The organism is Corynebacterium sp. KPL1818, assembly GCF_000478135.1.
Taxonomy (GTDB): domain Bacteria; phylum Actinomycetota; class Actinomycetes; order Mycobacteriales; family Mycobacteriaceae; genus Corynebacterium; species Corynebacterium accolens.
On record NZ_KI515759.1, the window covers coordinates 279,259 to 305,053 of the forward strand.

Annotated in this window: 23 protein-coding genes; 11 read left to right on the top strand and 12 right to left on the bottom strand. The window is 59.8% G+C overall.

Annotated features, from left to right (window positions below):
* Nucleotides 1-179: 179 nt before the first annotated feature.
* The gene (locus tag HMPREF1261_RS07065) at nt 180-374 is read left to right on the top strand and encodes a hypothetical protein (RefSeq protein ID WP_023023202.1); all 195 of its coding nucleotides are present in this window, start codon (nt 180-182) and stop codon (nt 372-374) included.
* 71 nt (nt 375-445) lie between these two features.
* On the opposite strand, the gene HMPREF1261_RS07070 is transcribed toward HMPREF1261_RS07065, so the two are convergent.
* On the bottom strand, nt 446-2,203 hold the full coding sequence (locus HMPREF1261_RS07070; protein ID WP_023030450.1) for a CYTH and CHAD domain-containing protein: 1,758 nt from the start codon (nt 2,201-2,203) through the stop codon (nt 446-448).
* 175 nt (nt 2,204-2,378) lie between these two features.
* Nucleotides 2,379-3,419 carry a DUF2786 domain-containing protein gene (locus HMPREF1261_RS07075; protein WP_023030451.1) on the bottom strand — a complete coding sequence of 347 codons (1,041 nt, stop codon included), beginning with the start codon at nt 3,417-3,419 and terminating at the stop codon, nt 2,379-2,381.
* A 195-nt stretch (nt 3,420-3,614) separates the two neighbouring features.
* Between HMPREF1261_RS07075 and HMPREF1261_RS07080 the strand changes: the two genes are divergently transcribed.
* From HMPREF1261_RS07080 to HMPREF1261_RS07100, 5 genes are all read left to right on the top strand, one after another.
* Complete coding sequence (locus HMPREF1261_RS07080; protein ID WP_005284011.1) at nt 3,615-4,952, top strand: glutamine synthetase family protein; 1,338 nt, start codon at nt 3,615-3,617, stop codon at nt 4,950-4,952.
* 7 nt (nt 4,953-4,959) lie between these two features.
* Nucleotides 4,960-8,019: a bifunctional [glutamine synthetase] adenylyltransferase/[glutamine synthetase]-adenylyl-L-tyrosine phosphorylase gene (locus tag HMPREF1261_RS07085; protein ID WP_023030452.1), complete on the top strand. Its 3,060-nt coding sequence runs from the start codon at nt 4,960-4,962 to the stop codon at nt 8,017-8,019.
* 96 nt (nt 8,020-8,115) lie between these two features.
* Complete coding sequence (locus HMPREF1261_RS07090) at nt 8,116-8,478, top strand: hypothetical protein (protein WP_023030453.1); 363 nt, start codon at nt 8,116-8,118, stop codon at nt 8,476-8,478.
* A gap of 1 nt (nt 8,479) precedes the next feature.
* A complete protein-coding gene (locus HMPREF1261_RS07095; RefSeq protein WP_034658161.1) occupies nt 8,480-8,947 on the top strand; it encodes a hypothetical protein in 468 nt (155 codons plus the stop codon).
* A 406-nt stretch (nt 8,948-9,353) separates the two neighbouring features.
* Nucleotides 9,354-10,130 (top strand): AAA family ATPase, encoded by a 777-nt coding sequence (locus HMPREF1261_RS07100; protein WP_023030455.1) that lies wholly within the window; start codon nt 9,354-9,356, stop codon nt 10,128-10,130.
* A 4-nt stretch (nt 10,131-10,134) separates the two neighbouring features.
* On the opposite strand, the gene HMPREF1261_RS07105 is transcribed toward HMPREF1261_RS07100, so the two are convergent.
* Nucleotides 10,135-11,442, bottom strand: a complete 1,308-nt coding sequence (locus HMPREF1261_RS07105; RefSeq protein WP_034658163.1) for a nitrate/nitrite transporter — start codon at nt 11,440-11,442, stop codon at nt 10,135-10,137.
* A gap of 38 nt (nt 11,443-11,480) precedes the next feature.
* Between HMPREF1261_RS07105 and thrC the strand changes: the two genes are divergently transcribed.
* The 4 genes from thrC to HMPREF1261_RS07120 are packed head-to-tail and all read left to right on the top strand — an operon-like array spanning nt 11,481 to nt 14,473.
* On the top strand, nt 11,481-12,923 hold the full coding sequence (gene thrC / locus HMPREF1261_RS07110; protein WP_023030457.1) for a threonine synthase: 1,443 nt from the start codon (nt 11,481-11,483) through the stop codon (nt 12,921-12,923).
* 7 nt (nt 12,924-12,930) lie between these two features.
* Nucleotides 12,931-13,077 carry a hypothetical protein gene (locus HMPREF1261_RS12895; RefSeq protein WP_023017197.1) on the top strand — a complete coding sequence of 49 codons (147 nt, stop codon included), beginning with the start codon at nt 12,931-12,933 and terminating at the stop codon, nt 13,075-13,077.
* On the top strand, nt 13,052-13,897 hold the full coding sequence (locus HMPREF1261_RS07115; RefSeq protein ID WP_023030458.1) for a trypsin-like serine protease: 846 nt from the start codon (nt 13,052-13,054) through the stop codon (nt 13,895-13,897). Before HMPREF1261_RS12895 ends, HMPREF1261_RS07115 begins: the two co-directional genes overlap by 26 nt.
* A gap of 30 nt (nt 13,898-13,927) precedes the next feature.
* Nucleotides 13,928-14,473, top strand: coding sequence for an NUDIX domain-containing protein (locus tag HMPREF1261_RS07120; protein WP_005278283.1), 546 nt, complete (start codon nt 13,928-13,930; stop codon nt 14,471-14,473).
* Here HMPREF1261_RS07120 and HMPREF1261_RS07125 read toward each other — a convergent pair.
* The 3 genes from HMPREF1261_RS07125 to glnA all read right to left on the bottom strand — a co-directional run bounded on the left by HMPREF1261_RS07125 (nt 14,470) and on the right by glnA (nt 17,489).
* Nucleotides 14,470-14,871 (bottom strand): hypothetical protein, encoded by a 402-nt coding sequence (locus HMPREF1261_RS07125; RefSeq protein ID WP_023030459.1) that lies wholly within the window; start codon nt 14,869-14,871, stop codon nt 14,470-14,472. The two genes, HMPREF1261_RS07120 and HMPREF1261_RS07125, sit on opposite strands and share 4 nt — an antisense overlap.
* Before the next feature lie 3 nt (nt 14,872-14,874).
* Nucleotides 14,875-15,819: a TDT family transporter gene (locus tag HMPREF1261_RS07130; RefSeq protein WP_084538532.1), complete on the bottom strand. Its 945-nt coding sequence runs from the start codon at nt 15,817-15,819 to the stop codon at nt 14,875-14,877.
* A gap of 236 nt (nt 15,820-16,055) precedes the next feature.
* A complete protein-coding gene (gene glnA, locus HMPREF1261_RS07135) occupies nt 16,056-17,489 on the bottom strand; it encodes a type I glutamate--ammonia ligase (protein WP_023030461.1) in 1,434 nt (477 codons plus the stop codon).
* Between the two features lie 118 nt (nt 17,490-17,607).
* Here glnA and HMPREF1261_RS07140 point away from each other — a divergent pair, with 118 nt between their 5' ends.
* Nucleotides 17,608-18,081, top strand: a complete 474-nt coding sequence (locus HMPREF1261_RS07140; protein WP_005278294.1) for an RDD family protein — start codon at nt 17,608-17,610, stop codon at nt 18,079-18,081.
* A 153-nt stretch (nt 18,082-18,234) separates the two neighbouring features.
* Here the strand turns inward: HMPREF1261_RS07140 and HMPREF1261_RS07145 are convergent, their stop codons facing one another.
* The 6 genes from HMPREF1261_RS07145 to gcvP form a co-directional block, all read right to left on the bottom strand.
* Nucleotides 18,235-19,020 carry a DUF4191 domain-containing protein gene (locus HMPREF1261_RS07145; protein ID WP_023030462.1) on the bottom strand — a complete coding sequence of 262 codons (786 nt, stop codon included), beginning with the start codon at nt 19,018-19,020 and terminating at the stop codon, nt 18,235-18,237.
* Between the two features lie 82 nt (nt 19,021-19,102).
* Nucleotides 19,103-20,167 carry a lipoyl synthase gene (gene lipA / locus HMPREF1261_RS07150; protein ID WP_005278301.1) on the bottom strand — a complete coding sequence of 355 codons (1,065 nt, stop codon included), beginning with the start codon at nt 20,165-20,167 and terminating at the stop codon, nt 19,103-19,105.
* A gap of 136 nt (nt 20,168-20,303) precedes the next feature.
* The gene (gene lipB / locus HMPREF1261_RS07155) at nt 20,304-21,107 is read right to left on the bottom strand and encodes a lipoyl(octanoyl) transferase LipB (protein ID WP_023030463.1); all 804 of its coding nucleotides are present in this window, start codon (nt 21,105-21,107) and stop codon (nt 20,304-20,306) included.
* A gap of 118 nt (nt 21,108-21,225) precedes the next feature.
* Nucleotides 21,226-21,618, bottom strand: coding sequence for a glycine cleavage system protein GcvH (gcvH, locus tag HMPREF1261_RS07160; protein ID WP_005278306.1), 393 nt, complete (start codon nt 21,616-21,618; stop codon nt 21,226-21,228).
* Nucleotides 21,619-21,663: 45 nt separating this feature from the next.
* A complete protein-coding gene (gene gcvT, locus HMPREF1261_RS07165) occupies nt 21,664-22,776 on the bottom strand; it encodes a glycine cleavage system aminomethyltransferase GcvT (protein WP_023030464.1) in 1,113 nt (370 codons plus the stop codon).
* Between the two features lie 2 nt (nt 22,777-22,778).
* Nucleotides 22,779-25,622 carry an aminomethyl-transferring glycine dehydrogenase gene (gene gcvP, locus HMPREF1261_RS07170; RefSeq protein ID WP_023030465.1) on the bottom strand — a complete coding sequence of 948 codons (2,844 nt, stop codon included), beginning with the start codon at nt 25,620-25,622 and terminating at the stop codon, nt 22,779-22,781.
* Nucleotides 25,623-25,795: the final 173 nt, after the last annotated feature.

Below are 25,795 nucleotides of genomic sequence, written 5' to 3' on the forward strand. Positions count from 1 at the left end.
ACAAAGTAGCCGATAAAGCGGCTCCCTTGCTCTGCTTGACGGTGCAAGGGAGGCATGAAAAGAAATACTGCCCTCATATTCTAGCGGGCGCGTGTTTTCATGCATGGGTAGTGTGGGCACCAACCACAGGCGGGCGGCGCACACCTGCTGTCCAAAGTATATAGACGAAAGGGACTACCGTGGCGACTACAGCAGATGAGAAGTGGTATTACGACCCTTCCACCAAGGAAGTCAGCAAGGGCAAAGTATCCGGCTGGGAAAACCGCATGGGACCCTATGACACCCGCGAAGAGGCCGAGCACGCCATAGAAATTGCGCGCGCTCGCACCAAGGCCGCCGATGCCGCAGATAAAGAAGATGATGGCTGGGACTAGTTTATTTCCCAACCATCATCTGGCAGCTACCAATGCAGCCTAACGCGCCACAACTGGTGCCACGGCCGCCGCTACTTCTTCAGCTTCTTGCGCAGCGGCTTAAATGCGGCCTTGATGTCCTTGAAAGATTCGTTGTAATCATCCAAGGCGGCTAGGCCGATGGCGCGTTCGCGCTGGTACAGCAGGCCGTAACCAAAGGTATCTTCCCCGCGGCGGTGCGCGTTCTGGGATAGCTCGAGCAATTTATCCCGCGAGGTAACCGAGTCTTGGAAATCCCCCAAGACCGATTGCATCTTTTTGCAGGCCTTGTACAGACGCTTGGTCTTTAGCTTCGTTGCGGAACCGGCTGCCTCTGCTGCGTAACGCAGTTTCTTGGCCGCCTTGCGCATATCGTGGAAATAATCCTCGCGCTCGTGCAGCGAAAGCTCCGCGTTATCCCAGTTGTCTACTGCCTTCTTATGGCGCTTGACCAACTTTTTGTAGGCCTTTTCCAAGTGGCGTGCCATAACGGCATCGACGTCCTCGGCCCCCGTATCGCCAGTGTTAGACGGTTCTTCCGTCTTCTTTTCAGCGTCCGATTCTTGCTCTGCGGGGTGCGTTTCCGCAGATTCTTCGGCAGAATCTGCGGCTGCATCCTCAGATGCATCCCCGTCAGCGTCCACGGCAGCGGAATCGTCATCACCGTCGGCATCTTCTGCGGATTGAGAACCGGCAGTAGGGGGATCTGCCAATAGGTGGTCGAGGGACTCGAGCAATTCGAGGTATTCCTCAGAATTTAGTGCGGCGATAACCCTGCGGTGCGCCCGCCGGTAGGCGGTGCCCATATCGCGGGAGATGTGTTCGCGGGTGGCGGCATCCAAGGTATCGGAGTCCTCGGACTCCAAGAGCTCTTGCCAGCGCTCTTCCACAACCTCTGCATCGCGGGCTACGCCCAAAATGCTGGCGAGCTCTTTGAGATCGGCTTCGATCTTCTCAATCTGTGGGCCGACGACAATGCCGTGAAAAGTCTGCAGGTGGCTGCGCAGCTCGCGGGTGGCCACGCGCATCTGGTGCACCGAGTCCCACTCATCGCGGCGAACGCGCGGATCGTAATCAATGAGCTTGTCCCGGTTGGTTTGCAGCGCTGTAATCACTGCGGCTGCTGGGGAATCCTCATCAACGTCTGGGGTAATGAGCGCGGGCGGTAGGGGAGCATTGTTGTAGGAATCTCCCAGGGCTGACTTCAACTTAGACGGGGACGAAGAAACGCGCGCCCCAGCGCCGATGAGAAGGGAAGTGGCGCGGCGAATGAAGTGGCTTCCCGCTTCGGTGCCTGGAAGCTCACCGGCAAGCTCTACCTCCCATTCGCGCCAGGATTGCTGCTGCCCGCCGGGCAGGAAGGAAAAGGCGGTGACGTGGTCATCGCAGAATTCCGCTACCGGATTATTGTGCTCGTCTGCGAGCAGCATCTCGGTGCGGTTATTATCCACCTGCGCAATGGGGTTTAACTCGTTGTGGCGAACGATAGAGCGCACTTGCTTTACAAGCTCTTGGGGCACCTCGTATTTGCCGTCTACTGGTTCTCCCAGTTCGGCATGGATCTCGGTTCGGCCAGCCTCGCTGGGGATCTTGATGTGCCAGCCATCGTCATTGCCGCCGGTGCGGCGGCGCAAGGTGATTTTGGTGTGCGTTAGGCGCAAATCTTCCGTGTCGTAATAGATGGCGGATAGAGCGTGGTGGCGCGTTTCTGCAATATGGTCAACGGATTCGAGTCGAGTGAGTTCAGGTAGTTGAGTCGATTCTGCTACGGCGAATTTCGCTTCTACTTCCAGGAAAGTCTGTGTTGACATTCACATACCCTTAAGCTTTTACAACAATTAATTTCACCTGTGATCCTACCCGTGACGCGCAGCGACCGCCTGAAAAATTTCGCAGCGTTTGCTGTGCGCACAGGTAGAAATGCGCAGCCGACACCTTGGGCTGAAAGCGGGTAGAAGAAGCCGCGGGGTGAGGGGGCCGCCGGTATTAAGAATCGATGCCAGTGGCAGGCCCACCCAAGTGAGACTTATCCGCGGCCGTGATGCCATCAGTGATGCCATGCAGGCTATTCATGGATAGCGAGGATGTGGTCAGGTTGGGAAATAGGCGGTCTCGGGTTTCCTCAGCATGATCGGTGCGGGCTTGGAGTGCAGGTAGCGTCTGGGTGGCGATGAGCTCAGCGTGGTGGCTGCAATAGGGAGATTCATCGAGTTTTTCTTCGATCCCGTCTTCATTGGCCAGCTCCAGCAGCTCCCCGATCCGGGCGGCATAGGAAAGCCGAAAGCTCCGGCGATAGGACGCGGTGGTCTGTGTCGCGCGTGCAAACTCGGCACCCTCGCTATTGCGCATGTACCAATCGCATTGGCGGTTCAGCGAGGAGAACAGATCGGCGCAGTGGGCGGCGTCTTCGGGCGCGCCGATGATGCAGGCAAGGCCCTTTTCGTGGATGAGGAGGGTGGTGCACCCATTGGCATTGGCGATGGTGCCTAACAAGGTGACCTGGTGTTTGATATATGGCGGGTGAACGTGCACGCGGTGGGAAATGAGGCGGGGCTGGTCCACGGTCAAGAGATCTTCGATGCGGTATTTCTGCTGCAGCGACTGGGCCTTAGAAATAAGCACCTCTGCCTCTTCTGCAAAGGACGTGGACTCGGCCTTGCGCAATAGCCCCAAGACCTTGTGGCGGATTTTATCCTGCTTGTCGCTAGAACCATCGGCTTGGCTGAGCTCGCCGCCGGCCAAAAGCTCGGTATCGCGCAAACGTGGCAGGTGCACCAGCTCTTTCATGATGGCGCGCATCTTATCGCGGGGAATGGAATTTTCTTGCGGTGCTTCTAATTGCAGCCACGCTTTGCGCAGCGCGGGTGAGGTGATGCGGGCAGGTACGTGCGGGCTAGCGCGGTAGATGAGGGGGTAGGAATAAGCGCCCAGGACGTGGCGTAAATCGTCCGGGGACCACCCGTATTGGGCGGCAGTAACTACGGCATCGATAACGCTGGCAGAAAGTTCATCAACGTGGGAGGTCATACTAGTTTCTTCCTTTAGAAAGGTTGTACAGGTGTTCGCTTGCCCCACTAGCAAAGCACGTCCACTAAGCCGTACCTGCTGCATTAACCCCCGCTTGCTACCCCCTGAATACTCTGCCGACCTGCGAATCTGACCATGTGGAAATTGACTAATGAACTGCACACTGCCTAGCGGTGAGCCGGTAAGGTTTAGGGCATGAATAGCCAACACGAATTCGTCTTACGCACCGTTGAGGAACGCGATATCCGCTTTATCCGCTTGTGGTTTACGGATATCATGGGCGCCCTCAAATCCGTAGTGATGAGCCCCTCCGAACTCGAATCCGCCTTTGAGGAGGGGATTGGCTTTGATGGCTCTTCGGTAGAGGGATTTTCCCGCATCTCGGAATCGGACACCATTGCGCTGCCGGATCCCTCCACCTTCCAGATCCTGCCCTTTGATGGCAACGAGCCGGACCTGCAAACGGCGCGCATGTTCTGCGATATTGCGCAGCCAGACGGCCAGCCCTCCGTGGTAGATCCGCGCCATATCCTGCGCCGCCAGGTCACCGAGGCCGCCAATGATGGATTTACCTGCATGGCCTCGCCAGAAATCGAGTTCTACCTGCTGGAACACAGCAAGGAACTGACAGACCTGGTCCCCACCGATAATGGCGGGTACTTCGATCAGGCGACGCACGATACCGCGCCGCTCTTTCGCCGCCGCGCTATGTTGGCATTGGAATCGCTCGGCATCGCCACCGAATTTAGCCACCACGAAACCGCGCCGGGCCAGCAGGAAATCGATCTTCGCCATGCCGACGTGCTGACCATGGCGGATAATATTATGACCTTCCGGCGCGTTATTAAGCAGGTGGCCACGGATTCCAATGTACGGGCAACGTTTATGCCCAAGCCCTTTGAGGATCTCCCGGGCTCCGGAATGCATACGCACTTTAGCCTGTTCGAAGGCCAGTCCAATGCTTTCCACGATCCGGACGATGAATTTTCGCTCTCGCGCACCGCTAAGCAATTCATCGCCGGGATTTTGGAGCACTCTACGGAGATGAGCCCCATTATCAACCAGTGGCCCAACTCCTATAAGCGGTTGATGTTTGGCAATGAGGCGCCGGGTTCGGCCACATGGGGCGTGCAGAACCGTTCGGCGCTGGTGCGCGTGCCAACGTACCGCCTGACCAAGGAGGAATCGCGCCGGGTGGAAATCCGCTCCATCGATGCTTCCATGAACCCATACTTGGGTTATGCGGTCATCCTCGCCGCCGGGCTGCGCGGCATCCGGGAAGGCTACGAATTAGACGAGCCCGCAGAAGACGATGTCCACCAGCTCACCCACCGGGAACGCCGCGCCATGGGGTATAAGGATCTTCCCTCCAGCATGGATCAGGCCCTGCGCGAGTTCGAAAAGTCCGAATTTATGGCAGAGGTCTTGGGCGAGCACGTCTTCGAGTTCTTCTTGCGCGCCAAATGGGAAGAATGGCGCGATTACCAGCGCCAAATTACGACAGTCGAGCTGCGCAACAACCTGAACTTCTAGGAGAATAATGCGTCCTGCCACGGTGCCTTCGCCGGCGTCGCTGGGCCTTAGCCGGTCCCATGCCGCACAAGACTTAGAACAACTGGGATGGAATAACCCGGAGTCCGTTGACCTTTTATGGACGCTGGCTGCGGTCGGTGATCCAGATTTGGCGCTTAATAACCTCGTGCGCATTTACGAGCAGGCCCCGGAGCTCGATGCGGAAATCCGCAGCAACGAGCAAGTGCGGGTGCGCCTTCTCGCGCTCTTGGGTGCGTCGACGGCGTTCGGGGATCACCTCGCCGCGCACCCGGAGCTATGGGAGGAGCTGAAAAAGCCCCTCCCAGAGCCAGAAGAGATGCTGACTAGCCTGCTTGAAACGGTGGGGGCGCAGCCGGCAACGTTCGCTGCAGAGCTCGATGCTCCCGATCCCGCGAGGGACGATCTCAGTGCGCCGGGTACGTACCGCGCGAGCGAGGGCGAGCATAAAAAGGAGATGCGGACCCAGTACCGCACGCTGATGATGCGGCTTGCCGCGCACGATGTGGCGGGAACCTTCCACTCCCGCAAGGGGCAATCCCGCCCGCAGCCGGAGGTAAGCTTCCGGCAGGTCACCACGCTGACGACTGCGCTTGCCGATGCCGCCCTTACCGCCTCCCTTGCCGTTGCGGTGCGCAAGATCTACGGCGATGATCCGCTCGATGCGCAGCTTGCGGTCATGGCGATGGGCAAGTGCGGTGCCGGCGAGCTCAACTACATTTCCGATGTGGACGTTATCTTCGTCGGCAGCGAGGCAACGCCCAAGGCCACCAGGCTAGCTGCGGAGTTTAACCGGATTGGTTCCACGACATTTTTTGATGTCGATGCGAACCTGCGGCCGGAGGGTAAGTCTGGGGCGCTGGTGCGCACGCTGGATTCGCACGTGACCTACTACCGTCGGTGGGCAGAAACCTGGGAATTCCAGGCCCTGCTCAAGGCGCGGGCGATGACCGGCTACCTGCCGCTGGGGCAGGACTATCTGGAACAGATTCGGCCGATGGTGTGGACGGCCTCGCAGCGCGATTCCTTCGTGGAAGACGTCCAAGCCATGCGCCGGCGCGTATTGGATAATGTGCCGGATGAGCTCAAACATCGCGAGCTCAAGCTGGGCGTCGGTGGGCTGCGCGATATTGAATTCGCGGTGCAATTGCTGCAATTGGTGCACGGTCGCTCCGATGAATCCCTGCGCGCGTTGTCGACGGTAGATGCCCTCGATGCGCTTATCTCTGCAGGCTACGTGGGCCGCGAAGACGGCACGCAGCTCATCGAGGCCTATGAATTCTTGCGCCTTTTAGAACACCGCCTGCAATTGGAGCGCTTCCGCCGCACGCACACCCTGCCGGCAGACGATGATGAAGCGGGCCTGAACTGGCTCGCGGTGATTTCCGGATTCTCCCCGCAGGGCACAAAGTCTGCGGTGCAGGGCATGCTCGCGCATTTGCGCCGCATCAGGATGCGCATTTCCGAGTTGCACTCGCGCCTGTTTTATCGCCCGCTGCTTAATTCCGTGGTGACCATGTCCGCCGATGAGCTAAAGCTTTCGCCCGAGGCAGCAAAGCTGCAGCTTGCGGCATTGGGCTATAGCTCGCCGGATCGCGCCTTCGAGCACCTGACCTCCCTGGCATCCGGGACGTCGCGCAAGGCACGCATTCAAGCCATCTTGTTGCCCCCCTTGATGGAGTGGTTGGCAGACACCGCGGACCCGGATATGGGGTTGCTCAATTACCGCAAGCTATCTGAGGCCGCCCGGGATAAGTCGTGGTTCCTGCGCATCCTGCGGGATGAGGGGATCGTCGGCCAGCGCTTAATGCATATCCTAGGAACCTCGCCATTTACCGCGGACCTTATCATCAGCGCCCCGGATTCGGTAAAGCAGCTTTCCGATGGCGCGACCGGCCCCAAGTTGCTCGAAACCAAGCCTGAGCAGGTATCTAAGGCGCTGGTTAATTCCAGCAAACGCCATGCGCACCCGGATAAGGCGGTGGCGGTCGCGCGCTCGCTGCGCAGGGTGGAGCTGGCGCGCATCGCCAGCGGTGATCTCTTAGGGATCATCCCCGTTGAGCAGGTGTGCCAAGAGCTTTCGACCATCTGGAATGCGGTCTTGGAAGCCGCCCTGCGCGCTGAGGTGCGGGCCTGGCGGATGGACCACGAGGATGCGGAACCGCCGGCGCGCATTGCGGTTATTGGCATGGGCCGGCTCGGCGGCCGTGAGCTTGGGTTCGGTTCCGATGCGGATGTCCTTTTCGTGGCAGAGCCTGACGCAGCAGACGATGAAGGCGAGGCCATGCGGTGGGCCATCGGGATCGTCGATAAGCTGCGCCGCCGCCTTGCCAAGCCTTCCGGGGATCCGCCCTTGGACGTTGACCTGGGCCTGCGCCCAGAGGGGCGTTCGGGTGCTGTGGTGCGCAGCATTGCCTCCTACAAGCGCTATTACCGCGAGTGGGGCGAGGCCTGGGAAATGCAGGCGCTGCTGCGCGCGGCCTTCATCGCCGGGGATGAGGAAGTGGGCGAGCGCTTTATGGAGATGATCGATGAATACCGCTACCCGGATAGCGGCGCGAGCCAGTCCACCATTCGCGCCATCCGGCGCATGAAGGCTCGGGTGGATAATGAGCGCCTGCCGCGTGGGGCCGACCGCACCACCCACACGAAGCTGGGGCGCGGGGCGCTGACCGATATTGAGTGGACGGTGCAGCTGCTGATTATGATGCACGGGCACGAGCATCCTGAGCTGCGCCAACCAGGGACCCTGCCGGTGCTCGATGCGCTGGAAGAAAGAGGCGTCTTAAGCGCCGCGCAAACCAGCGACCTGCGAGATGCGTGGTTGATGGCAACGGATGCCCGCAACGCGTTGGTGCTGGTGCGCGGCAAGCGCGTGGATCAATTGCCTGGGCCGGGCCCACAACTGGCACAGGTGGCCGGCGCGGCCGGTTGGACGCCGGAGAATAACCAGGATTTCTTGGATACGTACCTAAAACTTACCCGGCACGCGCGCAAGGTGGTCGATGAAGTCTTTTGGGGAGAGGAGGAATCCTTCGAGCATTCTTAAAGTTGCCGCATAACTTGGTCTATACAGCGCTAATTCCCTTAACTTTTGAAGTATCGGACTCTAAAGTAGGAACAAGTTAGAGAAAGGATCTTTGGTATGTCATTTCAGCTGCAGCTCGATGTGGACTCCGCCACCGTGGGAGAATTGGCCGCCTTGCTTTCCGCCGCTCGCGCGGCAGGGGTCCGCGATGATGACGTTCTAAAATTAGATGGCTCCACCTTGACCATCGCGGTATCGGCCCCGCAGACGGGTGCGTCCCGCGCCGGGCAGAACCTCGATGCATCGCATCGCCAAGACGACCTTGATCGTGAGGGCGGTGCGGACTCCCGCTCGCGCGGGCGCGGCGACGGCATTGGGGAGGCCACGATCCGCTCGCTCATCGATATCTTGAATGAACGCGGCCCTGGCAATTCATCGCGCGGTAATGGATACGGATTCTTCGGGGGAAATTCGGATTAACATGGCTAAATCACCGGAAGCCCACCGCAGGAAGCTTATCTACCTTTGGGGTTGTATCGCCGTGACGGCCATTATCGCCGTCGTCGTTGGCACGTGGGCAACCAGCCGCCATCAGCCGCCTAAAGGGACGATGACCGTGGGGGATGCCGTAGCCGGGGGAGTGGTGCAGGAAGAAGCGCCTGCTCAGGTTAATGGTGCAGTAGGAGGCGATGCGTCTTCAGAGGCCAATCGCGTGATGTCGCTGGCGAAGGCATTGGGCATTCCCCTGGAATCGGTGCCGCGCGATATTACCCAGAATAAATCCGGAAAGTCTGATGTCCGGCAGTATCTCGAGCGCGAATTAAAGAGCGCCGTGGCCTCTGGTGAGTTGGATGAAGACGATGAAAAGGCCATCATCGGTGCCTTCGAAAAGGGGATTGTCATCCCTGCCAGCGATGGCATCGTGGCCGAAAGCGCCCCAGCGAATTAGGCCAGTGCTATGGGCACTGGAATGCCTGCGAATGGTCCCTAAGAAGTTTCAGGAAACCGGCAGACTGACGGCATGGCCTTAACAGCTCGTCTCCCTAGAGTTATCCCATAACGAAACGGTAACGAATAATGGTGTGCGTTACCGAGGGACTGGAGGAGACGATGACAATAAGCAATAGATTATCTACAACCTTGGCGGTGGCCGCAGCCATAGTATTTCCTATTAGCGGGGGATTGGCGATTGCCTTTGCGGTAAATACGGTTCCAGCAGAGACCATTGCCCAAGCCGCAACCGGGGATCCATTAATCCTGCACCTCAAGTCCGCACTCGAGGTAGCAACAGCACTAGCGAAGAGATAGCGTGCATACCCCAACTGTGCACCGCCGCTGCTGCTAAAGTGCCAGGCATGTTGGTTGATGCCATTCGCCTGAAATCCATGCCGCGAGATTATCGCCGCAGCCTGCCTGCCTTCGATTACCTAGGGGATTTAAGGCGCTTTTCCTTTACCCGCCCGGTGACGATTTTCGTTGGCGATAACGGCATAGGAAAATCCAGCCTCTTGGCTGCCATGGCAACGGATCTTGGGTGCTCTCCCAAGGGTGGCCGGATGGGGGATCCGGAAGCAATCTTGCCAGTAAGCCCGGTGGCTTGTGAGCGCACGGAGCTTATCCAGCGCGCCTACTTCCTGCGGGCGGAAACCCATGAATACCTGCTATCGCGCGAGCAATCCCCCGAGGAAACCGGCGGGCGTTCCACCCTGCCCATCCAGGTGGATGTGCAGGCCCGCTCGCACGGCGAGTCCGTCTTCGATGTGCTCTATGAGCGAGTTGACGGCGCTGGGGTCTATATTCTGGATGAACCAGAATCGGGATTGTCCGTCGTCCGGCAATTGGCATTGATAGCGGAAATCGCCCAGGCCGTTGACCGCGGTGCGCAGGTATTTATCGCCACGCATTCACCCATCCTATTAGGCTGCCCCAATGCCGATATCGTGGAATTAAATGACACCGGCTTTCAGCGCATTTCCTTTGACGAGGCCGAGGCCGTGGCCGCTACCAGGGAGTTCCTCGAAGACCCTGAGGGGACCATCAACTTTATCTTGGACCCAGACGCAGAAGATGCAGAGGCGGAGGATGCAGAGGCGGCCGACACCACGGTGGACGAGGCCGAAAGACCCGAATAGACCGCTAGGTTACTTCCACGATCCGCACGGAAGGCCCCGCGTAGCCGCCGCGCCGGCGCAGGATGTGGGTGATGACGACACCAGCCATGCCGCACAGCCATACGGCGAGGACGGCGAGCGAGGCGGAGGTGAAATCGGGCATCGAGTAATTGGGGGCATCGGCAGAGTGATCCAAGACCATGCCGAATAATTGCGCACCCAACATGCCGGAGGTAAACCCGCCCATATTACCCAAGCCGGTGGCGGTAGCCACGACAGAGCGGTCCATGTTCTCGCGGATGATGTCGAAGCCATAATTCGACGTCGGCGTGCACAGCGCCAAGATAAAGGAGACCACGGTGATGGCCACCAGACCCCCGCCGGTGCCGAAGGCGAAGAATAGTACCCAGGTCAGCACGTGCAGGCACACGAACCCGAGCGCGACCCATGGGCGGATATTCTGCGCGCGGGAGGAAATCCGGCCGTGTAAGGGCCCGACCAGAACCAAAAATACGGCCAAGAGGGTCAGCACGAGGCTGACCTTGCCCTTGGATAGTTCCATGCCTTGGGTCATCATGGGCATGCCCCACAGCATGACAAAGACAATCAGCGGCAACATGCCGCTGTAGTGAATAAAGTATGCCTGCCAGGCGATGGGCGAGGTAAAGACCGCCTTTAAGCGGGCACCGATGCTGCTGCCTTGGGAATTGGGCGGTTCCTTCTCCAGAGGGATAACCCCGAGCTTTTCCGGGGAGTCAGCGACCGCGACGGCGGCGGCAATGGCGACGAGGATGCCCACTGCACCCAAGGTCACAAATGCCGCGGTCCATCCCGCGGTCCCTAGCAACCAGAGGAAGGGGACGGCGGAGATGAATTGGCCCATCTGGCCAATGGAGGAGGTCACCTGGGTAAACATCGGTGTGCGGTGCAGCGGGAACCAGTAGGGCAGGATGCGCATCACCGATAAGAAGCCCGTGGCATCGCCGGCGCCGATGAGCACGCGCGCGAAGATGGCTACCCCGTAATTGCTGGTAAAGCCGAGTATGACCTGCCCAACACCCATAATGACCGCGCCCACCACGAGCAGGATGCGGGGGCCGAATTTATCGATCAGCATGCCGGTGGGGATTTGCGCGATGGCATACACGCCCAATTGCACGGAGGTAAATACCGCGATGCGCCCGGCATCGACGTCGAAGCGCTCGATGGCATCAAGGCCGGCGACGCCGAAGGAAGACCGCCCGGTAATGGCTACGAGGTAGACCGCCATGGCCGCGATCCAAATCATTAACGCCTGGGTTGTGATAACTTCTCTGGGATTTGGCTGCGACATGGCTGATACCTTACGCGTTAACTACTAGGATTCATCTTGTGAAGTATATTTCGACCCGTGATACCACCGGCCAGCCCGCATCCTTTACGGATATCCTTTTAGGAGGGCTCGCGCCCGATGGTGGCCTTTACCTGCCTGAAACCTACCCGCAACTAGATTCCGCCACGTTGGATGCGTGGCGCGATGTGGTGAAAACCAACGGCTATGCCGCCCTTGCGGCCGAGGTCATCAAGCTGTTTATCGATGATATTCCAGACGAGGATCTGGATAAAATCGCAGCCCGGGCATATACCAACCCGAAGTTTGCCTCCCCAGAGATCGTTCCGGTCACTGAGCTTGGCGATGCCCTCTTTATCGGCCACCTGTCCGAGGGCCCCACCGCTGCATTTAAAGATATGGCCATGCAGCTTTTGGGCGAGCTTTTTGAATACGAGCTTGCCCGCCGCGGGGAGACGCTGAATATTTTGGGCGCTACCTCCGGCGATACCGGCTCTTCCGCCGAGTACGCCATGCGCGGGCGCGACGGCATCCGCGTGTTCATGTTGACTCCGGCTGGGCGCATGACCGCCTTCCAGCAGGCCCAAATGTTTGGCCTGGATGATCCGAATATCTTCAATATCGCCCTCGACGGTGTCTTTGATGATTGCCAGGACGTGGTAAAGGCCGTCTCCAGCGATGCGGAATTTAAGGCCAACTACCGCATCGGCGCGGTCAACTCCATTAACTGGGCCCGCCTGTTGGCCCAGGTGGTTTACTATATTTCCTGCTGGATCAAGGTCACCGATAATAACGAGCAGAAGGTATCCTTTAGCGTTCCTACCGGTAACTTTGGCGATATCTGTGCCGGGCATATCGCTCGCAGCATGGGCCTTCCCATCGATCGCCTCATCGTGGCGACGAATGAGAATGACGTATTAGATGAGTTCTTCCGCACTGGCAACTACCGCCCGCGTCCGGCCGCGGAAACCATGGCCACCTCGTCGCCGTCTATGGATATTTCCCGCGCCTCCAATTTCGAGCGCTTCGCCTTCGATCTTTTAGGCCGCGATGCTGCCCGCGTTGCGGATCTCTTTGGCACCAAGGTCAAAGAAGGCGGGTTTAACCTGGAAGAAGAGCTCATCACGGCCGCGCGTGAAGACTACGGTTTCTTTTCCGGTTCCTCCACCCATGATGATCGGCTCGCCACCATCAAGGATGTGCACGAGCGCTATGGTTACCTGGCGGATCCGCACACGGCCGATGGCATCAAGGTGGCGCGTGCGGCCCAAAAAGAGGGTGTGACGACGCCCATTATCTGCCTGGAAACGGCACTGCCGGTAAAATTCAGCGAAACCATTACCGAGGCCATCGGGAGCGCACCGCAGCCACCCGAGCGTTTCGCTGACATCCTGGACGCGGAGCGCCACGTGGCGGATCTGCCCAATGATGCCGCAGCGGTCAAGGATTTTATTACCTCAAGCATCAAGAACACGGAGGTGTAGCCACCACATGGCATTAGAAAACTTCGCCGGACCGGAGCACTATACCGAATTCGATCCGGAAAAATTCATCCGCGACTTAAAAGCACAAGCAGAGGCGGATAAGGAAGAACAGGACAAGGACTCTGCAGGTGACGCGGGTACGAATAGCCAGTAGCCTGCTGGCAGCAGTAGGGCTCTTTACGGTGGCATCGTGTAGCACCGATGCCACCCAGCAGCAGGATGGGGTGGTTGCGCAATCCACTGACACGCCACCGCCGGCGCCGCCGAACGAGTTTTATGAGCCCGCGGTGGTGCCGGTGCCCCCAGGCGCCGCGCTGAACTTAACCACGAGTGACCCGCAGCCGGGCGAGTACTTTAGCTTCCAGTCCTGCACCGCGGCGTGGTCCTTCGCGCTTGCCGATGGCCGCACCATCGCCGTGACGGCCTCCCATTGCGGCAAACCTGGCGATAAGGTCTGGGCCGGAACCCAAGAGGGCGATTTCGCCTACCCAGCCGATCCAGTAGGCGAGGTGATCTATTCGGACTTCTTTGCCGAGGAGACCAATCACTTAGACGTTGCCTTCATCGAGCTGTACCGCGATGCGCAGTACTTCACCCCAGGCGAGGTAGCCACCACCGTAGCCACGCAGCTGGACAAGCTGCCGGACGCGGTATGCAAGCTGGGCAGTTCTACCATCGTGACCTGCGGGAACGTGAAAAACGCGGTGGATTCCACACAACTGAATTACCAGGGCCTAGAACACGATTCCAACGCCGCCCTGGCGGAGATGTGCAGCGCGGTCGGGGATTCCGGCGGGCCCGTTTACGGCGATGTGGATGGCCGGCAGACCATCGTGGGGCTGGTCTCTGGAATCACCGAGCCTTTGGACGAGGGGCATAGCTGCGAAGACACGCAACAAAACATCGACGTGGCCTTTACCACCGCACCGGATATCCAGGAATTGGCACTGAAGGTCCTCGGCCCCGTGGCATAGGATCAGGCACAATTGGCTACGCTAGGTGGTATGCCAACGCCTGATTATATTGTGAAGCTGCGCGAATCCATCGGCCACGATCAGATCTTCGTCCCCGCGTGCAGCGCCATCATTCTCCGCGATGTACCAACCGGTGCGGCCCTGTGGGAGGTGCCGTCCGTACTGCTAGTCAAGCGTGCCGATAATGCCGTGTGGACCCCGGTCGAAGGCATCTGCGAGCCGGGCGAGGAGATTACCACCACCGCCTTGCGCGAGGTCAAGGAAGAGGTGGGCCTCGATGCCAAGGTGGAAGCGCTCCTCGGTGTTGGCCAATCCGGTCCGGTGACCTATCCCAATGGCGATGAATGCATGTTCATGAGCACCGCGCTGCGCCTATCTGTCGCCGACGGCGCCGAGCCCGTCATCAGCGATGAAGAAAATACCGAAGCGCAGTGGTTCTCGGTGGCCCACCTCCCGGATAGCGTGTCGCGGCGCCATCGCCTGATGATCGCGGATGCCGTGGCGCACCTCAAGCACCCGCAAGGCTTTTCTCCCCGCATGGGCTGGATGAAGCGCAGCGAGCAGCCCGGGCTCTAGCGCGTTTCCTCCGCGCCTATGAGCAGTCGCTTTAACTCCTGCGCGCTGTTCGCTACGACCAGCTCTTGGGCGATGCACTCCCTGGCCTCTTCCACGTCTTCGTCGTAACCGCAGCATATGACCGTGGCATTGATAGTTATCAGCAGCCTGCCGCGGCGCGCCAGCTCAAAAAATAGCTCGCTATCGTCTGGCCCCCATTCCCAGGCGGTGCCATAGAAATCCTGGGCGCCATCGCCAAGCCAGGAGGTTTCAAGCGCTAGGCTTGCTCGGAATAAAAAGACCCCGTCGCGCCGCAAGCCGGCGAGCACCTCCCGCACCCCTCCAAGGTCCGCGGCATCCCAGGCGATGAAGGTAATAGGCGAAGAGCTCATGGCCCGCTGATAGACGAGGGAAGACATCACCTAGTGAGTCAGTTCTTTGCGTGTGCGGCCCTCCCAGAGCCAGCCTAAGAAGCGCGCTGAGCACAGGCACCAGTGAGCGATAAGCAGCAGGGGAATGCTCAGCGCGATAACGTCAAGCCATTCTGAACCATTGACCAATGCGGTCTGGTGCCCGCCCATGCTCACGGTGCCAGGCGGAAAGGTGCACGCCCACCACGCAGGGGAATAGGGAACCCAGCGGGCTGCTTGCGGATAAAAGTTCACCATCGCATACAGCGATAACGGGATGGCGATGGCGAGCGCGATAAGCCCGTAGTACACGGAGACACTGCCGGGGTAGAGGATCTGCATTGCGGTAGTAGATTGCCCAACCACGCCTAGCGGCACCCACGCGGTGGCGGATTTTCCACCGCTAAAATCCACTTTGCCGTGCCACGCCGCCCAGTAGACGTAGACAAATACCGGGACTGCCGTCAGCAAAGACATAGCGAAGAGCGCGGTGCCCATGATGTGGTAAATCTGCCCGTAATCGCGGGCCAACCACCCAGCTACCGATGCCGAAATCATTGGCCCCACCAAAGGAAGGCCCCAGGTAAAGCGCGGCTGTCCATCGAAGCGGGTGAGCTGAATGCCCCACGTGATGACGGTGACGGGACCACCCACCCAAAAGCCGACGAGGCGGAATATTCCAATGCCCGTCAACCCCGATAATGCCGCACCAAGCGCGAGGACGCCGATGAAAAACATTGACCATTCCGCCATGGTGGTCCGCTCAAATCGAGGACTGCGGTAGCGGGCGTAACCGGCAGTCAGCACGACGAAGATGGCGCATGCAAGTGCGGCAAATACACCAGCGGCAACGAGCATGTCTTCTTCAACCAACATGCGCGAGACGATGGAGGTGCCCATGAGGCTGCCGGCCCATGCAGGACCAGGAGGGGGAAGTTGGCGGAAAGTATCAGTCACTATCCAGATTCTAATTTCATCCGAAGCCTCTTACTAAGACTGAGCCACTTTTTGCCTGGTGAAAACCCTCATGTGTGCTGCAGAGAGCGTCCAGCCTCAAAGTGAGCGTCGATTATGACGACGCTCTCGGGCATGCTCAGCGGTACCGCCGTAAGCATGAGAAGAAGGCAGCCACCTAACTAATGCTTAGGTGGCTGCCTTCTATCCGGAGCTAGCTGAGAACTAGCAGCGACGATTTAGCAGTCGAAGTAGAGCTCGAACTCCTGCGGGGTGGGACGCAGGCGCGCGGGGTTGATCTCGTTTTCGTACTTGTAGTTGATGTAGGTCTCGAGGAGATCCTCGGTAAAGACATCGCCCTCGGTCAGGAAGTCCATGTCTTCCTTCAGCGCCTCCAGGGAGGCCTCCAGGGAGGTTGGTGCTTGCGGGATGGACTCGGCCTCTGCTGGAGGCAGCTCGTAGAGGTCCTTATCCACCGGGGCGTGCGGCTCGATGCGGTTCTTCACGCCATCCACACCGGCCATCATCATCGCGGCAAAGGCCAGGTATGGGTTGCTGGATGGGTCCGGTGCGCGGAACTCGATGCGCTTAGCCTTAGGGTTGGAACCAGTAATCGGGATGCGGATCGCAGCCGAACGGTTGCGCTGGGAGTACACCAGGTTGATTGGCGCCTCGAAGCCAGGGACCAGGCGGTGGTAGGAGTTCAGCGTTGGGTTGGTAAAGGCGAGCACGGCACCGGCGTGGTGGAGGATGCCGCCGATGAAGTAGCGGGCGATATCGGAAAGCCCGGCGTAGCCAGCCTCATCGTGGAAGAGGGGCTCGCCGTCCTTCCACAGGGACATGTGGGCGTGCATGCCGGAACCATTATCGCCGGCCAGCGGCTTAGGCATGAAGGTCGCGGTCTTGCCCCACTCCTGGGCGGTGCGCTTGACCACGTACTTGAAGGTCTGGATGTCATCGCCGGCGTGCAGCAGCGAGTTGAAGCGGTAGTTAATCTCGTTTTGTGCCGCGCCTACCTCGTGGTGGAAACGCTCGATCTCAAATCCGACCTCTTGCAGGTTGGCCACGATGTCATCGCGGACCTCGCTGTGCTTATCGTACGGCGGGGTGGGGAAGTAGCCGCCCTTTACGCGGGTCTTGTAACCGGTATTGGGGGTGCCGTCCAGGTTGGTCTCGTTATCGCGGTTCCACCAGCCTTCGTTCGAGTCCACCTCGTAGAAACCGTGCTGCATATCGGTGCCAAAACGTACGGAATCGAAGAGGTAGAACTCGGCCTCGGCGCCAAAGTTACAGGTATCGGCGATGCCCGTGGACTGCAAGTATTCCTCGGCCTTGCGGGCGATATTGCGCGAGTCACGGGTAAAGGGCTCAAAGGTAAAAGGATCATGGACGAAGAACTTGATATTCAGGGTCTTCGCCGAACGGAAGGGATCGATATGCGCGGTGGCCGGATCCGGCAGCAGCGTCATATCGGATTCCTCAATGGTGGTAAACCCACGAATGGAAGAACCATCAAAGGCCAAGCCATTTTCGGCATCTTCTTCAGTAAATTCGCTGGCAGGGATGGAAAAGTGGTGCTCGGTGCCGGGGACGTCCGTAAAGCGGACATCTACGAACTTTACGTCCTCATCCTGAATATATTGGACGATGTCCTGCACTGTCTCGAAAGACAAGATTGCCTCCTGTTTGTTGGCCGATGAATTATCTGCCTATAGCCTACTAGTTTTATCCGGCCGGCATGGCCAATAGCCTCGTTTCACTTCTGAGTGAGGGGCAACTAAATTGGTGAGCATGGCAGACAAGCGCACGTGGCTCGATGGGCCCAATATTCCGGGCGAATATGATGATGCAGGAACCCCCGGACGGTGGCCTGGTGAAAACCTGGGCCTGCCGGAATCCGGACCCGGATCCATGGCGTCGGTTGGCCGCCGCGCAGGCGCCGTTGCCATTGACTGGATCATTTGCATGCTGCTGGCCAACGTCATCCACATGGTCACCACGCAGCTTGGCGGCGTGTCCTTTTTAGGCTATGCGCTCTGGGCATTAATGGGCATCGTATGTGGCTGGCTGTTCGCACGCACCCCAGGCATGCTCATCCTCGGTATGGGCGTGGCCCGCCTGGACGTGCCGGGCGCGCAGGTGGGGCTCTGGCGCGCGGCCGTGCGCACGCTGCTGACCGGCGTCATCTTCCCAGCCGCCATGGTGGATGCGGACGGGCGTGGCATGCACGACCGTGCGACGGGCACTATCGTTATCAACTCTTAGCGGTGCGCGGGGATAAGTCCCGCGCACCGTATAGCCACGAAAACCACGACAGTCCCTGCAACCTTTCCCAATCGGGTGTTTGCAGGGACTGTTTGTGTTGTGAAACAAGGCGAGAGCTGAAAGCCCGGCCAAGGCGTGTGGCTAAAGCAGTGTTTAGCCCTTGCCCTTGCGCTGTTGCGCGCGGCGCATGCGGCGGTTCATGCCGGACATGTTCTGCGCCTGCTGCGGCATTGGGCCCTTGGGCATGCCCGGCATCGTCCCAGGCATGGAGTCCATGGCCTCAATGCGGCGGATATTGTCGTAGGTGGCGTTCTTATTGTAGTTGCGCGGCAGCTTCATGAGATGGTTGCGCAGCTTGGATACCGGCACCTCGTCTTCGCCGGTGCCGACGTAGACCTCATAGATCGGTACGCCGCCGGCAATCTTGTCCACGCGCTTTTTCAGCTGGTTAAGGGTGGGGCGAAGGCGGTTCTTATTGCCCTCGCACACGAAGATGACGCCCGCATTGCCGATGACCCGGTGGATAAGGTCCTGCTGGCGGGTGGCGGCGATGCCAGACTTTACGGACCACACGATGCCGACGGTATTGCGCAGCTGCTGCTCCAAGGCCCAACCGGCGGCGCCGGGCTGGTCTTCGACGCGCTTGTACATATCGCGTTCCAAGCGGCGGGTAAATAGGAACATCGCCAAAAGCGCACCCAAGCCCAAGCCGATAATCAGCATGAACCACTGGCCATTAAAGAGCAGGCCAATGAGGAAGAACAGTAGGCCGACGCCGAGGAAGGCGGCCAGCATGATAGGGATGAGAGCCTTATCCTGCTTGCGCTGCAAATTGAATGCCTGCCACAACTGTGACCAGGTTTGCTTACGCTTTTGGCGCTTGGCCGCGCGTTCTTGCTTCTTGGCAGCTTTCAGGGCTGCTTTGTCATCTTTCGCCATGGTTCCTACTTTAAAGGTCAGGTGACATAAATGTTAAACGGCCCCCGCAGATGGCGAGGGCCGAGTAAGAATATTCCGCGGTTTAGCGCACGGTTGCCGCGACCGAATTAGCATTGGCCGGAGTCTTGGCCATGCGGGTGGTCACCGGGGTTTCCTTGGAAGGGCCGTACTTATCCAGCAAAGTGGATGCCTCCTGGGCGGTAGCGCCCTGGGACGTTTCCTTCAGGTGCTGGAGGTTTTCCGGCAATTCCAGGCCGCGCTTTTCCATGGCCTGCACGTACAGGCGGCCGGCGCGGTAGGAGGAGCGAACCAGCGGGCCGGACATGACGCCGCCGAAGCCCAGCTCCTTGGCCAGCTTGGAGTGGGCCACGAATTCCTCCGGGCGCACCCAGCGCTCGATGGGGTGGAAGCGCGGGCCGGGGCGCAGGTACTGGGTGATGGTGATGATGTCACAGCCAGCCTCGCGCAGGTCGCGCAGTGCTTCCTCGACTTCGTCCTCGGTCTCGCCCATGCCCAAAATCAGGTTGGACTTGGTAATGAGGCCGTAGTCGTGGGCCTGGCGGATGACATCGAGGGAGCGCTCGTAGCGGAAGGCCGGGCGGATGCGCTTGAAGATGCGCGGCACGGTCTCCAGGTTGTGCGCGAAGACCTCCGGTTGTGCCTCAAAGACCTCTTCGAGCAGGTCTGGCTTGCCAGAGAAATCCGGGGTGAGGTTCTCCACGCCGGTGTGCGGGTTGAGCTCGTGGATCTTGCGCACGATCTCCGCATATAGCCACGCGCCCTCATCTGGGAGGTCATCACGGGTCACACCGGTAATGGTGGTGTAGTTAAGGTCCATTTCCTGGATGTTTTCGGCCACGCGGCGCGGCTCGTCGCGGTCAAGCGGCTCCGGCTTGCCGGTAGCGATATCGCAGAAGTCGCAACGGCGGGTGCACTTATCGCCGCCGATGAGGAAGGTTGCCTCGCGGGATTCCCAGCATTCGTGGATATTCGGACAACCGGCTTCTTGGCAGACGGTGTGCAGGGAAGCGCCGGCCACGCGGGACTTCATGTCCTCATAGCCCGGTCCGGTGCGTACCTGGTTGCGGATCCACCGCGGCTTTTGTTCGATGGGCGACTCCGCATTTTTCTTCTCAATGCGGAGCATCTTGCGTCCTTCAGGCTTTACAGTCACAAATACTCACTTTATCGATTAAAGATGGTGATGGCTAATAGCTCTTCTAGGTTCAAGGCGCGCGGGCGCACAACTATTCCACGCTAGCCCCAAACTAGGGCCACGGGGCTTAAGCCTGCGCTTGCCGACGCCGCTCCCGCGCCTTCTCATTCGCAAGCTTCGTGGGATCGGGCGCGGAACCGAAACTGTGGTCGGCGACGGTGAGGCGGCCCGAGAGGGCATCATCAAGCGCCCGCAAAAGCGGTTTAGCGGCTTCCTCCATCGTGACCTCGCGGCCGAGTTCTAGCGACAGCGTGGTGATATCTGCATCATCGATGCCACAGGCCACGATGTGATCGTAATACTCCAGCGTATTGCTGCAATTGAGCGCTAGGCCGTGCATGGTAACCCCGCGGGTAATGCGGATTCCCAGCGCCGCAATCTTGCGATCGCGCTGCGAGGCGGAAGGATCTTTAGCCTGGGTGGTAGAAGGAACCCACACCCCAGAGCGGCCGTCGATGCGGCCTGCGGTAGTCACGCCCAGCTCGCGCACCGCCTGGATGGTGGCCTCCTCGAGGCGGCGGACATAATCGACAACATCGACAGGCTCCGCCAGCTTGATGATGGGGTAGAGCACCAACTGCCCCTCGCCATGCCAAGTAATACGCCCGCCGCGGTCCACGGTGATAACCGGCAGATCGTTATCCGGCATGTCCTCAGGCTGTGTGCGCTTGCCCGCGGTGTAGATATTGGGGTGTTCGACCACTAAGACCACATCGTCCTGCGTGCCCTGCGCGCGCGCCGCCGCCACCTCCGCCTGGTAATCCCATGCCTCTTGGTAATCCATGCGGCCCAAGTGGCGTATTTCAAGGGGGTTGTCCGAGGCGCGAATGGAGCGTTCAGCGGGAAAGAAAGGATCGCGTGGTGCAGTCATAATCTCTAGTGTCGTCTTCTTTGGTGGGGAAAAGCAAAGCGAGGAAAAGCAAAGCGGGAGAATGCCATGGCATCCTCCCGCCTTATTTTATGTTCGAGGGTGTCGAACGAACCGCCTTTTAGTCTAGGCCGTTAGCGGAGGCGTATTCGTCAGCCTCCATGAGCTCGCCTGCTTCATCCACCTCGACCTCGAAGAGCCAGCCTTCACCGAAGGGGTCGTTGTTGATGACGGCGTAGTCATCGTGCACGGCATCGTTGACGGCCTTCACGGTGCCGGTGACCGGGGAGAAAAGGTCAGACACGGACTTGGTGGATTCGACCTCGCCACAGGAATCGCCGGCGGTGACGGTATCGCCTACCTCTGGCAGTTCTGCGAAGACGACCTCGCCCAGGCGGTCTGCGGCCACGGAGGTGATACCGATGCGAACGGTCTTGCCTTCTACGGCGTCCTTGGCGGCGTTAACCCATTCGTGGTCTTCGGAGTAGGAAAAGTCTTGGGGCAGGTTAGACATGATATGGAGTCCTTTCGGGCTGAATATTTAGGGTGTGCGGGTGGCTTACTTATCGCGCTTGTAGAACGGCAACGCGGTTACCTCAAAAGGATAACGCTTGCCGCGGATTTCTACCTCGACTGCGGTGCCCGGTTCGAGCTCCGCGCTGGTATCGAGCAGCGCAATGGCCACTGGGTGGCCAAGAGTGGGGGAGGGCTGGCCAGAGGTGACGGTGCCGACCTTGGTGTCATTGAGGAAGACCTCGGCGCCGGCGCGCGCGGCGCGGCGCTGATCCGAGGTGAGCCCGGAGATAACGACCTGCGGGCCTTCCTCGGCGCGCTTGCGGATGACCTCAGCGCCGACGAAGTCCGCTTCCTTTTTGGCAAAGGCGCGCGACATTCCCGCCTCTACCGGGGTGATTTCGCGGGAGAGCTCGTTGCCGTAGAGCGGCATGCCGGCCTCCAGGCGCAGCGAATCGCGCGCGGCTAGGCCGCACGGCTTGATGTCATATTCCGCGCCCGCCTTGAGCAACTCTTCCCACAGCTGCGGGGCATCGGAGTTGTAGACGATGAGCTCGAAGCCATCCTCACCGGTATAACCGGTGCGCGCGATGATGGCGAAGGTGCGCGCTACCTTGCCCATCGTGGCGGCGTAGTAGCCCAGCTCGTAGACGGCCTCTTGCTTATTGTCCTCTACCAGCGGGACGAGGATCTCTGCGGCCTTGGGGCCCTGCACGGCGATCATGGCAACATCGCGGGACTCGTTCTTGAGCTCAACGTCAAAACCCTCGGCGCGCTTATTGAGCTCGTCCCAGACGATATCGGCATTGCCGGCATTGGGCACAACGAGGAACTTTTCTTCCTCGAAGCGATAGGAAATCAGGTCATCGATGATGCCGCCGTCTTCAGCGGTGATCATGGAGTACTTGGCCTTGCCCACCTTCAGCGAATCCAGGTTCGAGATGAAGGAGTAGGACAAGAACTTGCCGGCATCGGGCCCATTGACCCAGATTTCTCCCATGTGGGAGAGATCAAACAGGCCGGCGCTGGTGCGAACGGCGCGGTGTTCTTCCAGTTCGCTGTTGTACTTCAGCGGCATATTCCACGGCCCAAACGCCGTGAAGGTAGCGCCGAGTTCCTCGTGCTTGGCATTGAGCGGGGAGGTTAGAAGTTCGGACATTGTTACTCCTCGGAATTGTCGATCTCGAATGCTTCTGGCGGCGGGCAGCTGCACACCAGGTTACGGTCGCCGTAGGCCTCATCGAGGCGGCGAACCGGTGGGAAATACTTGTAGCTATGCAGTAGGGATTTGACCGGCCACGCGGCCTTGTCGCGGCCGAAGGAGTACTCCCAGTTATCGGTAGCCACCGACTCAGCCGTAAACGGTGCGTGGTGGATAACGGAGTCCTCGTAGGCCACCTCACCGTCGATGATCTCCTGGATTTCGGTGCGGATGGTGCGCATGGCTTCGATGAAGCGATCCAGCTCGCCCTTGTCTTCAGACTCGGTGGGCTCAATCATCAAGGTGCCGGCCACGGGGAAGGCCAGGGTGGGGGCATGGAAGCCGAAGTCGATGAGGCGCTTGGCCACATCGGCGGCGGTGACCCCGGAGGCATCGGTAAGCTCGCGCAAATCGATGATGCACTCGTGCGCCACCAAGCCCTCGTTGCCGGTGTAGAGGACAGGGAAGTACTCGTTGAGCGAGGCCGCCAGGTAGTTTGCGCCCAATACGGCGTGGCCGGATGCGGCGGCAAGGCCCTCGGCACCGGTCATGGCCAGGTAAGCCCACGAAATGGGCAGGACGCCGGCGGAGCCGTACTTGCTGCCGGTAATGGGAACACCCTGGCCCACCGGGGTTTCCGCGGTGGCGTCAAGCTCAGGGGACGCGGCATCGCTGGGCAGGAACGGGATGAGGTGCTCTGCCACCGCTACCGGGCCAACGCCCGGGCCGCCGCCACCGTGGGGAATGGTGAAGGTCTTGTGCAGGTTGAGGTGGGAAACATCGCCGCCGAAATCGCCCGGGCGAGCCCAGCCGGTCAGCGCGTTCATGTTGGCGCCATCGATGTAGACCTGGCCGCCGACCGCGTGCACCTTATCGCACACATCGCGCACCTCGGGGTCGAAGACGCCGTGGGTGGAAGGGTAGGTGACCATGATGCCGGCGATGTGGTTGCCGTGTTTTTCGATCTTTTCTTCCAGGTCCGCGACATCAATGGAGCCGTCCTCGGCGGTCTTGACCACGGCGACGCGCAGGTTTGCGAGGGTCGCAGAGGCGGCGTTGGTGCCGTGCGCGGAGGCCGGAATGAGCACGACATCGCGCTCATTATCGCCATTGGCCACGTGGTAGCGGCGAATGGCCAATAGACCCGCCAACTCGCCCTGGGATCCGGCATTGGGCTGGATGGAGACCTTGGCATAGCCGGTAAGCTCGGCGAGCCAGCCTTCGATTTCTTCCACCAGCGCGCGCCAACCCGTCGTGGTTTCTTCCGGGGCATATGGGTGGATGCCGGCGAATTCTGGCCAGGAGATGGGCTCCATGGCCGCGGTGGGGTTGAGCTTCATGGTGCACGAGCCCAGCGGAATCATGGAACGATCCAGCGCCAAGTCCTTGTCCGCGAGCTTGCGCAGGTAGCGCAGCATCTGGGTCTCGGAGTGGATAGAGTGGAAAATCTCGTGCTCCAGCGGTTCCTCGGCGCGCTGCAGGTTCTCCGGCAGCTCAAAGTTCGCTTCCGCCGGGTTGGCACCGAAGGCCTCTGCCAGGTGTGCGACATCGCGGGCCGTAGCGGATTCACCGAAGGATACGGATACCTTGTCCGTGCCAATCGCGCGCACCAAGTAGCCCGCATCCTGCAGGTCGGCCTTGATCTTCTGCGCGTCCACACCGCTAACGGTAACGGTATCGAAGAAGTCCCTTGCCGTAATCTCCAGTCCGGCATCCACGATGGCCTGGGCGAAGGAGGAGGCCAAGCCGTGCACGCGCTCGGCGATGTCCTTCAGGCCCTTCGGCCCGTGGTAGACGGCGTACATCGAGGCCACGTTGGCCAAAAGGGCCTGAGCGGTACAGATATTGGAGGTCGCGCGCTCGCGGCGGATGTGCTGCTCGCGGGTTTGCAGCGCCAAGCGGTAGGCCGGGCGGCCATCAGCATCCTTGGAGACGCCGACGATGCGGCCCGGCATCTGGCGCTTGAGCTTATCTGTTACCGCCATGTAGGCAGCGTGCGGGCCGCCGAAGAAGAGGGGCACGCCAAAGCGCTGGGACGAACCCAAGACGATATCGGCACCCAAGTTGCCGGGGCCTTCCAGAAGCAGCAGGGACAGTGGGTCAGTGACCACGGAGGCCAACGCGCCGCGGGTGTGCAGCTCTTCAATCAGGGCAGAGGGATCGAAAATTTCGCCTTCGGTGCCGGTGTAGGCGATGACGGCACCGATGAGGTCTTCACCCACCAAGCCCTCGCGCACGTCCACGATCTCTACCTCGAGGTCAATGGCGCGGGCGCGCTCAGCGGCAACGGTAAGCACCTGCGGATGCAGGCGGGAATCCAGCACGACGCGGCGGCCCTTCTTTACCGCGCGCGACATCAGACCGACGGCCTCGGCGGTGGCGGAAGCCTCATCCAACAGGGAAGCATTCGCGATGGGCAGCCCCGACAAAGACTCGATCATGGTCTGGAAGTTGAGCAAGGCCTCCAAGCGGCCCTGGGAAATCTCGGGCTGGTACGGGGTGTACGCGGTATACCAGCCGGCATCCTCAAGCAGGCCGCGGCGGATGACGGCCGGGGTCAGGGTGTCTGAGTAGCCCTGGCCGTAGAAGGGCTTCAGCACCGTGTTTTGATTGGCGAACTCCCGCAAAGCGGCCTGTGCCCCGTCTTCAGAGAGCGCTTCTGGCAGGTGGGGAAGTTCCTTAGCGCGGATCTTGGGGGGAATGGCGGCATCGACAAGCGCTTGCACGCTGTCGTAGCCCACCGTGCCGAGCATGGCGGACTGCTCGGCAGAATCCGGCCCTAGGTGGCGGGAGATGTAATCCATCTGTGAGGTCTCCTTCATCGGGTGCAATGGTCTTAACCGCCCCTAAGTATATGTTTAATAACCGGTAAAAACAGCGCCCTTGACAAACTTTTATGCAGTAACTCACCGATGAAAATGTGTTGTAGCCCGCTTACCTCCCACTTAGTGAAATATGTCCTGTAGTGCCGGGATAA

What these genes read in the sequence shown, in the direction of transcription:
- HMPREF1261_RS07070 (WP_023030450.1), bottom strand. Translation starts at nt 2,203, where the DNA reads ATGTCAACACAGACTTTCCTGGAAGTAGAAGCGAAATTCGCCGTAGCA.
- HMPREF1261_RS07075 (WP_023030451.1), bottom strand. Translation starts at nt 3,419, where the DNA reads ATGACCTCCCACGTTGATGAACTTTCTGCCAGCGTTATCGATGCCGTA.
- HMPREF1261_RS07080 (WP_005284011.1), top strand. Translation starts at nt 3,615, where the DNA reads ATGAATAGCCAACACGAATTCGTCTTACGCACCGTTGAGGAACGCGAT.
- HMPREF1261_RS07085 (WP_023030452.1), top strand. Translation starts at nt 4,960, where the DNA reads ATGCGTCCTGCCACGGTGCCTTCGCCGGCGTCGCTGGGCCTTAGCCGG.
- HMPREF1261_RS07090 (WP_023030453.1), top strand. Translation starts at nt 8,116, where the DNA reads ATGTCATTTCAGCTGCAGCTCGATGTGGACTCCGCCACCGTGGGAGAA.
- HMPREF1261_RS07095 (WP_034658161.1), top strand. Translation starts at nt 8,480, where the DNA reads ATGGCTAAATCACCGGAAGCCCACCGCAGGAAGCTTATCTACCTTTGG.
- HMPREF1261_RS07100 (WP_023030455.1), top strand. Translation starts at nt 9,354, where the DNA reads ATGTTGGTTGATGCCATTCGCCTGAAATCCATGCCGCGAGATTATCGC.
- HMPREF1261_RS07105 (WP_034658163.1), bottom strand. Translation starts at nt 11,442, where the DNA reads ATGTCGCAGCCAAATCCCAGAGAAGTTATCACAACCCAGGCGTTAATG.
- HMPREF1261_RS12895 (WP_023017197.1), top strand. Translation starts at nt 12,931, where the DNA reads ATGGCATTAGAAAACTTCGCCGGACCGGAGCACTATACCGAATTCGAT.
- HMPREF1261_RS07120 (WP_005278283.1), top strand. Translation starts at nt 13,928, where the DNA reads ATGCCAACGCCTGATTATATTGTGAAGCTGCGCGAATCCATCGGCCAC.
- HMPREF1261_RS07125 (WP_023030459.1), bottom strand. Translation starts at nt 14,871, where the DNA reads ATGTCTTCCCTCGTCTATCAGCGGGCCATGAGCTCTTCGCCTATTACC.
- HMPREF1261_RS07140 (WP_005278294.1), top strand. Translation starts at nt 17,608, where the DNA reads ATGGCAGACAAGCGCACGTGGCTCGATGGGCCCAATATTCCGGGCGAA.
- HMPREF1261_RS07145 (WP_023030462.1), bottom strand. Translation starts at nt 19,020, where the DNA reads ATGGCGAAAGATGACAAAGCAGCCCTGAAAGCTGCCAAGAAGCAAGAA.
- lipA (WP_005278301.1), bottom strand. Translation starts at nt 20,167, where the DNA reads ATGCTCCGCATTGAGAAGAAAAATGCGGAGTCGCCCATCGAACAAAAG.
- lipB (WP_023030463.1), bottom strand. Translation starts at nt 21,107, where the DNA reads ATGACTGCACCACGCGATCCTTTCTTTCCCGCTGAACGCTCCATTCGC.
- gcvH (WP_005278306.1), bottom strand. Translation starts at nt 21,618, where the DNA reads ATGTCTAACCTGCCCCAAGACTTTTCCTACTCCGAAGACCACGAATGG.
- gcvT (WP_023030464.1), bottom strand. Translation starts at nt 22,776, where the DNA reads ATGTCCGAACTTCTAACCTCCCCGCTCAATGCCAAGCACGAGGAACTC.
- gcvP (WP_023030465.1), bottom strand. Translation starts at nt 25,622, where the DNA reads ATGGATTACATCTCCCGCCACCTAGGGCCGGATTCTGCCGAGCAGTCC.